An 11690-nucleotide genomic window follows, 5' to 3' on the forward strand; every position below is an offset into this window, starting at 1 on the left:
GCTGGCGGGTCATCTCAGGCCGCCTTCACGCTTTCAAGCAGCGTCTGCAGGGAAGCAATGGCCTCGGTGATTTCGCGCTCAGCAGCTTTGCGCTGCAGCTGGTTGACGTGAGCGCTATTCAGGGCTTCGGACACCACATGCGTCACATCAGCCACTTCCGCGTGCATGTGCACAAGTGCCCCAGTCAACTCGCGGGCCTGCGGACGCTCGCGCGCGGTCAGATCGAAACCGAACAGGTCAGCCCAGGCGATCAGCGGGCGAAAGTCGTGAGTGAAAGCCATGATCCGGTGCAGCTCCTCCACATTCATCTTGTGGCTGTCGTAATCCGGGTTGGCTTTCTGCGAGAGCAAGGTGCGCGACGAGAAAGAGGCGCCCTGAGCAATCTTCGATGCGCCGTGCTCGTCAACCACGTCGTAGATGGCGCGCATGAGTTCCTGCATGTAACACCTCTCATTTTGTTACGTGGCGCCATCGACTTGGCGTTGGCAACCTGTCATCACTCGATCAGCCGACAGGTGAAAACCCATGCAACCGACCATCGAAACTCTCCAGGGCGAACTGCTTGCCCTTCGCTGCCACATCGCTGCCCTCATGGAGGTGCAGCCTCTTCAATCTCAGTTGCGTTTCCGGGCCAAGCTGGAATCCGCCGTGTTGCTTGTCCGTCCGTGCCAGCGTGGTGCTCGCCAGGACGGGTTTGATCAGGTGGCCACTTCGCTGGCGATTAAGCGGCAGCCTGCTTCCAGGGGAACGACGGGCACAGAACATCGCGCCGGATAGCTCCGGCGGTGAGCTCTTCGATTTGCAGTGCGCGCTCGGCAGGAACAGGGCGAGACCCAGAGCACCACTGGTTAACAGTCGGTGCTCGGACGCCAAGCCTGCTGGCCAGGGATGATTGGCCGCCGACGATTTTTACGGCCTCTTCCATTGCTTCGGTGGGCGTCATTTCATCGCTCTCCGGTTGTTCGTGAGAGCAATATAAGGCATTAGCTAATCATAGACAAGCCATTGCCTAATCGGCATCAACCAAGGCCATATTAGGCAATGCTTACAGGATCAGAACTCGGTGCCGCCATTGAGGCAGCCCGCATCAAAAAGAACATCCCGAAGAACGCCTTGGCCAAGGTGTTCGGGATTTCTGCACCCTCAGTGAATGGATGGGTTGCTACCGGTCGCATCGAAAAGTCGAAGTTGCTCGAGGTGATTCGCTACTTCTCGGACGTTGTTGGCCCCGAGCACTGGGGCTTAACGCCTGATGATGCAGACCTGCTTAAAGTAGCGTCCTCCCCTCAAGATAGCGCCAGCCAGGCCGCGACAGCGCTAGATGCCGTACTGAAGATGCTGGACAAACACGGCAAGAGCCTTTCGATCGAGAGCCGGCAGAAGATCATTGAGGCTGCAGCACAAGGCGAGCATGAGCCTGCGAACGGAACGAGCGGCAACGTAATAGTTGCGGACTTCTCGCGCCGACCGCTGGTCGGTGATGAGATTCGGATAGCCCACTACGACGTCCAGGGCGCTATGGGTAACGGGAAGCTGGTGCACGACTTCCCCGAGATGTTCCGCGACGTGACCGTGAGCCAGCAGCACCTACGCGACCTGGGCATAACCTACAAAGACCCCGCCCACCTGAAGCTGATCACCGGTTCTGGCCAATCCATGGCGCCGACAATCCAGGACAAGGACCCGCTGATCGTCGACGCAAGCGTCCGCGAGTTCACCGGCGACGGTATCTACGCCTTCATATGGCAGGGCCTCTTCTACATCAAGACCCTGCAGATGCTCGATGCCGATCACTTCAACATGCTATCAGCCAACCCGGATTATCCGCCGCAGAAGATCAGCATCGAAGATACCTACATCCAGGCCCGAGTACTGCTGGTCTGGAATGCGAAGCGGGTTTGATTGGGGAAATCGAAGCTTGAGAGGCAGTGCAATCGTTTGCACTTGAACAAAAAAGCCCCGTAATACGGGGCTTTTTCTTTGTCGTCGGCTTACCCCTTGAGGGCGACTGACGCATTCATCACATCTTGCTGGCGCTTGGTGGCAGCAGTGATGACCGAGTTATAAACGCGCTTCTTTTCATCGGATTTCGCGTTGCGAATAAACTCCGAGAAAGGGCTTTTGGTGGTCTTCCGCGTTGCAAACAGTTTGATCATAAGCTTCCTCCAGGTGGACAACCCAGCTTGGCCGGCAGATCGGCCCTCGTGTAGCGCTCTGGTATGTGATAGTCGATTTTGTCTACCCCTGCCTTGTACAGGCGATTGGAATTGTCTACGTGCTTCAATAGTAGATCGACGTGCACATCTTTACCGTACTTTAGCTTAAGGGCGTTCACTACGTCACGCGCTGCGAAATACTGCTCGACGAAGTGCTCTACCAGAATTCGCCTGCCCTCCGCCGCCTCCCGGGCTTGTACGAACGCCCAAGCCAGCATCGGATCTTGGTACACATAGAGTATTTGGACGAAACGATCCCTTTTCAAGGACCGCTCCGTGTTCGCGATAGCCTTGTCTAGGTTGGCAAGCGTTCCGTCGAGGATGAACGACTGCCTGTTCTGCAGCGCCAGATCAATAATTTTCTCTACCAAGATCGATACTGCGGCCTGGAACAGCCATGCATTACCGCCATCATAGTCCTCGAATTCGTGCCGGAGTTCGTCCGGATCAATCCGTAGTGGCGGTGTATCGTTGAACAGGTTGATCAACTCGATAGACGCCTCCGTCTTCCCTGCCCCAGGAGATCCGGCCATGAAAACCGACACAGGCGCTTCTTCAGGAGGGTACTTCTCTTTACAGGCGATACGTCGAGCAATGGCCTTCTTGTTCGCGCGCGCAAACTCTATGGCCCTCTGCTGAATTCTTTGTTCATCGGCAGACATTTCCACGTTTTATATCCCCCGCACCACCAAGCAAATCGCTCAGGCTAAGGAAGCATTCTACCAGCCTCAGAACGGAGCAACGGTCACCGCCTCGTTCACCTCCACCCGCATCAAATCCCCCTCCTCATCCTCGATCCGCTCATCCGTAGCCGCATCCCAGCTGACCGTCACCGTGCCGTCCTCATGGTGCTCCAGCTTCAACCCATCGGTCTCCTGCAGCAGCTCCAGAATCGCGTCCCACGCTTCGTCGGTATCGGTGTCCAGCCGGTGAATCACCGCCCTTCTCTCCAGTTGCGCTTTTGGCGATCCGATCATCTCTGCCACGCGCAGGCCTAGTCGCTCGGTGCCCGTGAGCTCCTGCTTTGGCTGGTGCTGATTCTTCTTGTGCCTGGCCATGTGCCACTCCTTTATCTGTATGTTCGTACAGTATTTTCCTCCATCTAGATTAGGCAATGGGCAATCCTTGCAAAATAAATTAGGCATTAGCTATTTACAGGCATTAGGCATTGGCTTATCTTTGAACCCAAGCCAGCAACAACTGGCACGGCGAAAGCCACACAGCTCTGGTGAAGACGCCAGATAGCACGGGTTCAGCGAAATGTTCCCCCGGCCCCGATGAGGGATCGACCGGCTCTGGAAGACAGAGAGAGTTCTTTGACAAGAAGAGCGCCGCCCAACACGCCAGTAGCTGCGGGCGGCGAGCAAGACCGAAGAATTGCTGGAGCACCTTGGAGACAGGGTGCTCTGGAATCAAACGGGAGGAATGACGATGGCTCAGTTCAACATCGACGCACACCTGAGTGACGGCAAGAAGCTCCAGTGGCTGGCCATTGCAGACGAAGGCGAAAGCCTCAAGTCGGTAGCCGACCAGGTGAAGCGCGCAGCCAGCAAGAAGTTCGGCCCTGCCGTTTTGCTCAAGCGCTGGGGCGTGATGCGAGCCAGCAACGGCTGTATCACGGTGCGCATGTTTGCCTAACACCCCGCCCTCTCGCGGGGCGCCGGTAGCCCGGCAAACGGGAGGCCATAGCTGCGAGGCTATCGGGGTGTGATCTGGAGTTCCCCTCGGCGGATCAGGGTGGGCTCTGGGTGGAGTGCGGCTGTGAGGGCTGGCGCCGGCCTGATCAGCGTAAGTCTTTGAGGTTCGAATCCTCGCCAGATCACACCCCGATGCCCTCGGGCATCGCTTGCTACCACGGTATTGCCCCGCTAACCACGGGGCTTTTTTACGCCTGCATCCGAGTGGCTGCGCCTCGTTGCCAGCCGAATGCAGAGCCCTTCCCCCTCTCCACGCACACATAGCGAGGATTGATCATGTCCGCGATTCATACGCCAGGTGACTGGCACGTAAGCGAGCTGGACGCTACCGGCGAGAAGTCGGAGTACTACATCTTCATTGAGCCCGGCGTTGCGGTGATTGAGCGCACAGCAGGCGGCGGCCAATACGACATGGCCGACGCGCATTTGCTGGCTGCGTCGAAGCTGATGCTGGAGGCGCTGGAACTGGCGGATGCCGCTTTGTCTGGCGCCAACATGAATATGGCTGTCGTTGAAAAGAAGGTGAAGGCAGCCCTAAGCAAAGCCCGAGGTGCCTCATGAGCGCAGCTCTACGCCAACCCATGTTCCACCTCCAGCCTGACCATTTCTTGGAAACCACCGATGGCCAGAACTGGCTGACTGGCGCAGTCGATGACCTGATCGAAGACACGCTGTACATCGACAGCACTCGCGTTGTCGATCAGGTGTCGCAGCTTGAAGACAAGATCGCCACCCACGTGACGGACAAATACAACGAAGGCCACGACTACGACGGCGCCCTAGGCCAGGTTCTGCGCAACGTGCTGGCCGGCGATATCGACAAGGCAAACGCGGCACTGCGCCTGCTGATCACCAAAGACGAAGTGCTCGCCATGGCTGAAGAGCTGGTGCGCCAACTGGCTCAGGTTTATGCGGATAGCTTGGAGGATGATCATGAGTAACTCCATGGAACTGCACGGCGTTCTGTGTCGCTATCTGAGCGATCTTCAGCGACGCACTTTCCCAGACAACGACGAAGGCGACCACGGGATACGCTGGACTAACGCAGAGATAAAGCGCGTTGAGCAGCTTGTTGCCGCCGAGTCATCCCTTGCCACGCTCAATGCCGAGCTGCTGGACGTGCTAGGAAAGATCAAGATGCGTCTAGAGGCCTACCTAGATGATGACCGCGACATGGCGAAATCATCTATGTGGCTCTGCCTTGACTACGCAGAGAAAGCCCTCTCCAAGGCAAGGAGCCAATCATGACTGACAAGAAAACTGGCGGGCCGGCTTTTCCGTGCGACATTGCCACCCGCTACCAAGGTGCATCGTTGCGCGATTACTTCGCGGCGAAGGCGATGCAGGCTTGGCTTTCAAGTTTTGGCCCAGATGATCGCCATCCTAGCAGCGCGGGCACCCTAGATATGCTCGCAACTCAAGCATACGCAGTGGCTGACGCCATGCTGGAGGCCCGCAATGACTGAACACGAACGCGAAGCCCGTGCGGCAATACGCAAGCTTGGCATCAGCTCTGCGCCGATGATCGAACTCGGCGCAGTTATCAGCTACATCAACGACGGCCACCATCAGCGGCAGTATTGCGAGGGCGTGCGCGACTCACTCCTGAGCCTTGCCCGCCACTGCGCCAACAAACAGCGGCAGAGACTGCGCGATGCGCAGGAGATTGGGAGGATGACTGCATGACCACGCCATTGGTGCAATCGATCAGTGATGAGCAGTTGGCGGAGCTGGAGCGCTTCCTGTCGTTTGGCGGGTCAATGCTGAAGGTTAAGAGTAGTGCTGTTTCAGGCCTTATCGCCCGCATGCGCGCTGCCGAGGCTGATGCTAAGCGGTATCAATATCTGAAATCACGATGTGATGACGGCTTCATAGTCGAACTTGAGAACCACGTTTTCCAGTCGATGTGGGATCAGACGATTGATCAAGCCATGACCGAGCCCAAACCATGACCATAACCATCCGCCTACCGAAGCCCGCCGAGATGATCAAAGCGGGCTTTTTTGTGGCCTGCTTCCTGGGGTCTATCTATGTATTTGCGTCGGCTTTGGCCGAGGTGGTGAGCTGATGATCGGACTCAAGATTGCCTTTTCCGGGCTGGTGGTTTTCCTCTTCTCCATTTGGATGTTCAGCATTGCGAGAAAGCCGCCAGAGAACAGACGCTTTGGTGGGCTAATGGTGCTACTGGCCATGGTTTCCTTGCCGGCAATCCCTATCGGCCTATTGCTGGCGATATGGATATGAGTCCCCGCCGCCTACGCCGCCACGCCATCTACGGCAGCGTATTCAGCTTTATCTGCTTCTTCACTGTACTCATCGGCGCATTGGGCGCTGTTGATCGAATCGCCGGCTAAACCAGCCACCTATTACCCCAACCATGCTGCGCCAGGCGCGGCAGGAGAGAGTCATGACTGACCTTACCATCAACGCACCTTCGTTCAGCCTGGCGCCTAAGTCGCTGGATGAAGCTCTCAAGTTCGCAGACGTGCTGGCCAAGTCCAGCATTGTGCCGAAAGACTTTAACGGCAATCCGGGCAACATCCTGGTTGCTATCCAGTGGGGCATGGAGCTTGGCCTGCAGCCCATGCAGGCCATGCAAAACATCGCAGTCATTAACGGGCGTCCTTCGCTGTGGGGTGACGCAGTGATTGCCCTGGTGCGCGGCTCGCCACTGTGCGAGTCGATCATCGAGAGCATCGACGGCGACACGGCCACTTGCCGCGTCAAGCGCCGTGGCGAGCCAGAGCAGTCGCGCAGCTTCTCCATGGCTGACGCCAAGGCGGCCGGCTTGTCTGGCAAGGCAGGCCCATGGACGCAGTACCCAAAGCGCATGCTGCAGATGCGCGCCCGCGCCTTCGCCCTGCGCGACGTTTTCCCTGACGTGCTGCGCGGCATGCCGATTGCCGAAGAGGTTATGGATATGGGCGAGCGTGACGTGACGCCCAGTCAGCCGCGCGCCCAGGCCGAGCCGCAAGCCCTGCCCGCCTACACCGACGAGCAGCTGGCCGAGAACATGCCCAAGTGGCAGGCGGCCATGGACGCAGGGCGCACATCGCCCGGCCACATCATCGCCAACATCCGCAGCAAGTACGTCATCAGCGCCGAGCAGATCGAGCAGATCGAGGCCATGGCCCCTATTGAAGGTGAGCAAGCATGAAAATTCACAACGTAACCCAGGGCTCAAGCGAATGGCACAGCCTGCGCGCTGGCCACTTCACTGCATCCGAGGCGCCGGCAATGATGGGCGCCTCGAAGTACCAGACCCGCACCGAGCTGCTGGCTGCGAAGAAATCCGGCATCGCCCCGGAGGTCACCGGTTCGCAACAGTTCATCTTCGACAAAGGCCATGCCGCCGAGGCCGGTGCGCGGCCAATCGCTGAAGAGCAGATCGGCGAAGAGCTGTACCCGATTGTCTGCACCGAGGGCAATCTTCTGGCCTCGCTGGATGGCGCCACCATGCTTGGCGACACCATCTTCGAGCATAAGCTGTGGAACGAGTCGCTGGCCGCCCAGGTGCGCGCTGGCGACTTGGAGCCGCACTATTACTGGCAGCTGGAGCAGCAACTGCTGGTCAGCGGCGCGGAGAAGGCAATCTTCGTGTGCTCCGATGGCACTCGGGACAACTTCGTCAGCATGGAGTACCGGCCGGTGCCTGGCCGGGCCGAGCAACTGCTGGCGGGCTGGAAGCAATTCGAGCAAGACCTGGCCGAGTTTGTGCCGGCCGAAAGCGCGCCCATGGTCATCGGAAAGGCGCCTGACGAACTGCCGGCACTGCGCATTGAGCTGACCGGCATGGTAACCGGCAGCAACCTGAAGGCCTTCGAGGAATCAGCCCTGGCGGTGATCGGTGCGGTGAAAACCAACCTGACCACCGACCAGGACTTTGCCGACGCCAAGAAGGCTGTGAAGTGGTGCGGTGACGTGGAGGCAGCTGTGGCCGCCGCCAAGAAGCAAGCCCTGAGCCAGACGCAAAGCATCGACGAGCTGTTCCGCTCGCTGGATCGCATTAGTGCCAACGCCCGCGAAACCCGCCTCAAGGTGGACAAACTGGTCAAGGCTCAGGAGCTGTCGATCAAGACCGAGATAAAGCAGGCCGGCGAAACCGCACTGGCTGAGCATATCGCCACGATCAACAAGCGCCTGGGTAGCGTGCAGTTGCCTCCCATTGCCGCCGACTTTGCCGGCGTGATGAAGGGAAAAAGCAAGCTGGACAACATGCGCGATGCCATTGCCACCGAACTGGCACGCGCCAAGATCGAGGCAAACGCCATCGCCGAGGTCATCGAGGTCAACCTGGCCACGCTGCGCGAGCTGGCTGATAACCACCGCTTCCTGTTTGGTGACCGCCAGCAGCTGGTGCTCAAGGCCAATGACGACCTGATTGCGGTGATCAAGTCGCGCATCAGCGAGCATGAGGCTGAGCAGGCCAAGAAGCTGGAGGCTCAGCGCGAGCAGATCCGCCTTGAAGAGCAGGCAAAGCTGCAGCGCGAGGCAGATGAAGCGGCGCGTTATGCCGCCACGACTTCGCCGGAGCCGACCGAAACCGTGACTGCCCAGGCTGCCTCAGCGGCGCCGACCCCGCTGCATACTCAGGCCGTCGAACTGGCAGCAGAACTGGTGCAGGTAGCCAAGTCCATCGACCAGACGGTCGATGACGGCCAGCGCATCAAGCTCGGCGACATTAACGCCCGTCTCGGCTTCTCGGTCAGCGCCGACTTCCTCGCCGCCATCGGCTTCGATCCGGTCGGCCGTGAGCGCTCGGCAATCTTGTACCGGGCCACCGACTTCCCCCGTATCTGTGACGCCCTGGTGCGCCACATCACCAACGCCAAGAGCTGCCAGCAGGAGGCCGCATGATTATCGTATTCGACACCGAAACCACCGGCCTTCCTGACTGGAAGGCCCCAAGCGAGGCTGACCACCAGCCTCACATGGTCGAAATCGCCGCGCTGCTGTGTGACGACCAGGGCAACGTCTTGGAGCGTCATCAGGCCATCATCCAGCCAGGCGGCTGGGAAATAACGCCAGAAATGACTGCCATCCATGGCATCAGCCATGAGCAGGCAATGGACGAGGGCGTGCCAGAGGCTGATGCACTTGAAGCCTTCCTGGCTCTGAGCGGCAAGGCCCGCATCCGGGCCGCCCATAACGCCACTTTCGATGACCGTATCATCCGCATCGCCATGTCACGCTACATGAGCAAGGAGGCGGCCGACGCCTTCAAGGATGGCACCGAGAAGTTTTGCACCTGCTCGAAATCGCGGGAGGCGGTCGGCCTGGGCAAGCTGCCAACCCTGGCCGAAGCCTACAGGCACTTCACTGGCGAGGATCTGACCGAGGCGCACCGGGCCATGCCTGATGCCATCGCCTGCGCCCGTATTTACTTTGCGCTGCACAGCAAGCAGCTGCTGGGTGGCCTCTGATGGCGCGCGGAGTAAACAAGGTCATTCTGGTTGGCACCTGTGGCCAAGACCCGGAGACGCGATACACGCCGGGCGGTACCGCAATTACCAATCTGAGCCTGGCCACCAGCGAGCAATGGACGGACAAGCAAACCGGCCAGAAAGTCGAAAAAACCGAATGGCACCGCGTCGCGCTGTTCGGGAAGGTGGCCGAGATTGCTGGCGAGTACCTGCGCAAGGGTTCCCAGGTGTATATCGAAGGCAAGCTGCAGACCCGCGACTGGGAGAAGGACGGCATCAAGCGCTACACCACGGAAATCATCGTGGACATGCGCGGCACAATGCAGCTGCTGGGCGGAAAGCCGGCAGACGGCCAGGGAGCACCGCGCCAACAGCAGCGCCAGTCGCCGCAACAGCAGCAGGAAGCACCTGACAGCTTTGATGACGATTTGCCGTTCTGAGGTGCGCCATGTCCCCCATCGAACTCTACGAACACCAGCGCCACCTGACTGCAGCCATTCGCGACCTGGAAAAGCTCATCCCGACGATGGACGAGGCGACCAAGCGCCGAGCCTACAAGACCCTGGACAACCTCGAACGCGAACACGCCCGAGCCGTAGAGATGGCGGCTACCGGGATCGCGCAATGACCATCTACTGCCGCACATCCTGGGCGCCCGTGCCGTGTGGGTGCCATAGGTGCAAACCGCCATCCAGATAACCGCGCTGCTACGCAAGGAGCAACCGTGGCCGCCTACTACAACGAAATCGACCCATACGCCGCCCAGTGGCTGCGCAACCTGATCGCCGGGGGGCACATCGCACCGGGCGATGTCGACGAACGATCAATTGAGGATGTGCACCCCGATGACCTCAAGCCTTACACCCAATGCCACTTCTTTGCCGGCATCGGAATCTGGTCTCTCGCTATGCGTAGGGCCGGATGGCCAGATGACTTTCCTGGATGGACCGGGTCTTGCCCGTGTCAGCCTTACTCCAAGGCAGGCAAAGGAGAAGGGCTTTCTGATCCAAGGCACCTTTGGCCCGCATGGTTCCACCTCATCCGAGAGCGCCGCCCTGCAAGAATCCTTGGCGAACAATCTCCTGACGCGCTTAAGTACGGCTGGTTTGATCTCGTCCAAGACAACCTTGAAGCAACGGATTACGCCTTTGGGGCGGTGCATTTTGCAGCTGCCTCATGCGGCGAGCCGATCAGGAGAGAGCGGGTGTACTTTGCTGCCCAGCATCTCGGCAAGGGAGCACAAGGACTGCAGCCAGGCTTCGATACTGGCCAGGCTGGACCGGGGCGATGGCGTGGCCAAGAGGATCTGCGCGCTATCACCGACTCTCCGCTGCAGCCCGGTAATCGTTGGCCTCAGCCCTTGGTTCGCAGCGTGGACCATGGCTATTCCCTCCGAATGGGTGGACTGCATGCCATCGGAAACGCCCTCAACGCTGAAGCGGCGACGCAGTTCATCGCAGCCTTCCTCGACACCCTCTAGCTAACCAGCGGCGCCCGCCGCCTGGAGTTTCCCAATGTACCCGACCTGTTACTACGCCGGCCGCGCAGCGCGTGAGGCTGGCCAAGCGAAATGCCCTCCCGGTCTGCTGGAGCCCGTGTACCGCTACTGGTGGTTGGCTGGCTAGAATGAGCGAGATATGGAGCTGAACGCATGAACGGCATGACCGAGAGCGCTGCTGTGCGCCGCATCAATGCGCAGTGCGCGGTTGCGCTGCACGTACCGACGAATCACCGGTATCGAATCGTGATGCTGATCGAGGGCGTAGGCGTCGAGCTGGAAGACATGGAGCGCCGAGAGAAACACGTCACCTGGGCGGACTGGAACAACCCGAATATCTGGAGTACGACATGAGCGAGCAGAAGAAGATGGATGCGGAGCGGGCGGCGTTTGAGGTGTGGGCAAAAGAGTCGGCCTCAATTGATCGTAATAAATTTCACCCTGAATTTTACGAGCACCTTCCAACTCGAAGGATGTGGGACGCTTGGCAAGCCCGCGCCAGCCTGCCGGTTGGTGTGCCGGATGGTTATGTGCTGGTTCCGCTTATAGCAACGCCAGAGATGATAGAGGCTGCTGTTCAGGCTATCGAGACCAAACAAGCACTGTGGCACGCCATGCTCGCCGCCGCCCCAACCGTCAAGGCTGAGCCAGCTCAATGCACCAACGAAGATTCGTGGAACTGCAAGTATTGCCGCAAGACTGAAACCTGCGAAGCGCTGGCGGACAAGCGCAATTTCGGAACTACAGCCCCCTCCCTGCCGGCTGCTGGATCGGCTGTGGAAGAGGTGGAGGCGGTTGCGTGGCAGGATGCCGATAATCCCATGTACACCACCGCCGAGCGGCGCGTGATGTTGGA

At 59.2% G+C, this 11690-nt stretch carries 23 protein-coding genes; 18 read left to right on the top strand and 5 right to left on the bottom strand.

Annotation, left to right across the window (positions count from 1 at the left end; all coding sequences use genetic code 11):
• Window positions 1-14: 14 nt before the first annotated feature.
• The gene (locus ACNFCJ_RS20980) at window positions 15-440 is read right to left on the bottom strand and encodes a phage regulatory CII family protein (protein ID WP_416773430.1); all 426 of its coding nucleotides are present in this window, start codon (window positions 438-440) and stop codon (window positions 15-17) included.
• A gap of 85 nt (window positions 441-525) precedes the next feature.
• On the opposite strand from ACNFCJ_RS20980, the gene ACNFCJ_RS20985 reads away from it, so the two are divergent.
• Window positions 526-777 (top strand): hypothetical protein, encoded by a 252-nt coding sequence (locus ACNFCJ_RS20985; RefSeq protein WP_416773464.1) that lies wholly within the window; start codon window positions 526-528, stop codon window positions 775-777.
• On the opposite strand, the gene ACNFCJ_RS20990 is transcribed toward ACNFCJ_RS20985, so the two are convergent.
• Window positions 722-943: a transcriptional regulator gene (locus ACNFCJ_RS20990; protein ID WP_416773431.1), complete on the bottom strand. Its 222-nt coding sequence runs from the start codon at window positions 941-943 to the stop codon at window positions 722-724. The genes ACNFCJ_RS20985 and ACNFCJ_RS20990 overlap by 56 nt on opposite strands.
• A gap of 98 nt (window positions 944-1041) precedes the next feature.
• On the opposite strand from ACNFCJ_RS20990, the gene ACNFCJ_RS20995 reads away from it, so the two are divergent.
• A complete protein-coding gene (locus tag ACNFCJ_RS20995; protein WP_416773433.1) occupies window positions 1042-1902 on the top strand; it encodes a S24 family peptidase in 861 nt (286 codons plus the stop codon).
• Between the two features lie 89 nt (window positions 1903-1991).
• Here ACNFCJ_RS20995 and ACNFCJ_RS21000 read toward each other — a convergent pair whose 3' ends face one another.
• The 3 genes from ACNFCJ_RS21000 to ACNFCJ_RS21010 all read right to left on the bottom strand — a co-directional run bounded on the left by ACNFCJ_RS21000 (window position 1992) and on the right by ACNFCJ_RS21010 (window position 3274).
• Window positions 1992-2156 (bottom strand): hypothetical protein, encoded by a 165-nt coding sequence (locus ACNFCJ_RS21000; RefSeq protein ID WP_416773434.1) that lies wholly within the window; start codon window positions 2154-2156, stop codon window positions 1992-1994.
• Window positions 2153-2878 carry a zeta toxin family protein gene (locus ACNFCJ_RS21005; RefSeq protein ID WP_416773462.1) on the bottom strand — a complete coding sequence of 242 codons (726 nt, stop codon included), beginning with the start codon at window positions 2876-2878 and terminating at the stop codon, window positions 2153-2155. The genes ACNFCJ_RS21000 and ACNFCJ_RS21005 overlap by 4 nt, the downstream gene beginning before the upstream one ends.
• A gap of 66 nt (window positions 2879-2944) precedes the next feature.
• On the bottom strand, window positions 2945-3274 hold the full coding sequence (locus ACNFCJ_RS21010) for a DUF1654 domain-containing protein (protein WP_416773436.1): 330 nt from the start codon (window positions 3272-3274) through the stop codon (window positions 2945-2947).
• A 373-nt stretch (window positions 3275-3647) separates the two neighbouring features.
• Between ACNFCJ_RS21010 and ACNFCJ_RS21015 the strand changes: the two genes are divergently transcribed.
• From ACNFCJ_RS21015 to ACNFCJ_RS21090, 16 genes are all read left to right on the top strand, one after another.
• Window positions 3648-3854: a hypothetical protein gene (locus tag ACNFCJ_RS21015; RefSeq protein ID WP_416773438.1), complete on the top strand. Its 207-nt coding sequence runs from the start codon at window positions 3648-3650 to the stop codon at window positions 3852-3854.
• A gap of 335 nt (window positions 3855-4189) precedes the next feature.
• Entirely contained in the window at window positions 4190-4474 is a 285-nt protein-coding gene (locus tag ACNFCJ_RS21020; RefSeq protein ID WP_416773440.1) for a hypothetical protein, read from the top strand.
• Entirely contained in the window at window positions 4471-4854 is a 384-nt protein-coding gene (locus ACNFCJ_RS21025; RefSeq protein WP_416773441.1) for a hypothetical protein, read from the top strand. The genes ACNFCJ_RS21020 and ACNFCJ_RS21025 overlap by 4 nt, the downstream gene beginning before the upstream one ends.
• Window positions 4847-5161 carry a hypothetical protein gene (locus tag ACNFCJ_RS21030; protein WP_416773443.1) on the top strand — a complete coding sequence of 105 codons (315 nt, stop codon included), beginning with the start codon at window positions 4847-4849 and terminating at the stop codon, window positions 5159-5161. The genes ACNFCJ_RS21025 and ACNFCJ_RS21030 overlap by 8 nt, the downstream gene beginning before the upstream one ends.
• Complete coding sequence (locus ACNFCJ_RS21035) at window positions 5158-5379, top strand: hypothetical protein (RefSeq protein WP_416773444.1); 222 nt, start codon at window positions 5158-5160, stop codon at window positions 5377-5379. Before ACNFCJ_RS21030 ends, ACNFCJ_RS21035 begins: the two co-directional genes overlap by 4 nt.
• On the top strand, window positions 5372-5599 hold the full coding sequence (locus tag ACNFCJ_RS21040) for a hypothetical protein (RefSeq protein WP_416773446.1): 228 nt from the start codon (window positions 5372-5374) through the stop codon (window positions 5597-5599). Before ACNFCJ_RS21035 ends, ACNFCJ_RS21040 begins: the two co-directional genes overlap by 8 nt.
• Entirely contained in the window at window positions 5596-5865 is a 270-nt protein-coding gene (locus ACNFCJ_RS21045; protein WP_416773447.1) for a hypothetical protein, read from the top strand. The genes ACNFCJ_RS21040 and ACNFCJ_RS21045 overlap by 4 nt, the downstream gene beginning before the upstream one ends.
• Before the next feature lie 115 nt (window positions 5866-5980).
• Window positions 5981-6157 carry a hypothetical protein gene (locus ACNFCJ_RS21050; protein ID WP_416773448.1) on the top strand — a complete coding sequence of 59 codons (177 nt, stop codon included), beginning with the start codon at window positions 5981-5983 and terminating at the stop codon, window positions 6155-6157.
• A gap of 163 nt (window positions 6158-6320) precedes the next feature.
• Complete coding sequence (locus tag ACNFCJ_RS21055; RefSeq protein WP_416773449.1) at window positions 6321-7070, top strand: hypothetical protein; 750 nt, start codon at window positions 6321-6323, stop codon at window positions 7068-7070.
• Entirely contained in the window at window positions 7067-8770 is a 1704-nt protein-coding gene (locus tag ACNFCJ_RS21060) for a YqaJ viral recombinase family protein (protein WP_416773451.1), read from the top strand. Before ACNFCJ_RS21055 ends, ACNFCJ_RS21060 begins: the two co-directional genes overlap by 4 nt.
• The gene (locus tag ACNFCJ_RS21065; RefSeq protein ID WP_416773453.1) at window positions 8767-9336 is read left to right on the top strand and encodes a 3'-5' exonuclease; all 570 of its coding nucleotides are present in this window, start codon (window positions 8767-8769) and stop codon (window positions 9334-9336) included. The genes ACNFCJ_RS21060 and ACNFCJ_RS21065 overlap by 4 nt, the downstream gene beginning before the upstream one ends.
• On the top strand, window positions 9336-9776 hold the full coding sequence (locus tag ACNFCJ_RS21070) for a single-stranded DNA-binding protein (protein WP_416773454.1): 441 nt from the start codon (window positions 9336-9338) through the stop codon (window positions 9774-9776). The genes ACNFCJ_RS21065 and ACNFCJ_RS21070 overlap by 1 nt, the downstream gene beginning before the upstream one ends.
• A gap of 8 nt (window positions 9777-9784) precedes the next feature.
• On the top strand, window positions 9785-9964 hold the full coding sequence (locus tag ACNFCJ_RS21075; RefSeq protein ID WP_416773456.1) for a hypothetical protein: 180 nt from the start codon (window positions 9785-9787) through the stop codon (window positions 9962-9964).
• A gap of 96 nt (window positions 9965-10060) precedes the next feature.
• Window positions 10061-10816 (top strand): DNA cytosine methyltransferase, encoded by a 756-nt coding sequence (locus ACNFCJ_RS21080; protein WP_416773458.1) that lies wholly within the window; start codon window positions 10061-10063, stop codon window positions 10814-10816.
• Window positions 10817-10987: 171 nt separating this feature from the next.
• Window positions 10988-11188, top strand: coding sequence for a hypothetical protein (locus ACNFCJ_RS21085; protein WP_416773460.1), 201 nt, complete (start codon window positions 10988-10990; stop codon window positions 11186-11188).
• The coding region (locus ACNFCJ_RS21090) for a hypothetical protein (RefSeq protein WP_416773461.1) at window positions 11185-11690 on the top strand (506 nt) is incomplete at its 3' end. The genes ACNFCJ_RS21085 and ACNFCJ_RS21090, both read left to right, overlap by 4 nt.

This window comes from Pseudomonas sp. NY15364, assembly GCF_048068235.1.
GTDB lineage: Bacteria > Pseudomonadota > Gammaproteobacteria > Pseudomonadales > Pseudomonadaceae > Aquipseudomonas > Aquipseudomonas mendocina_D.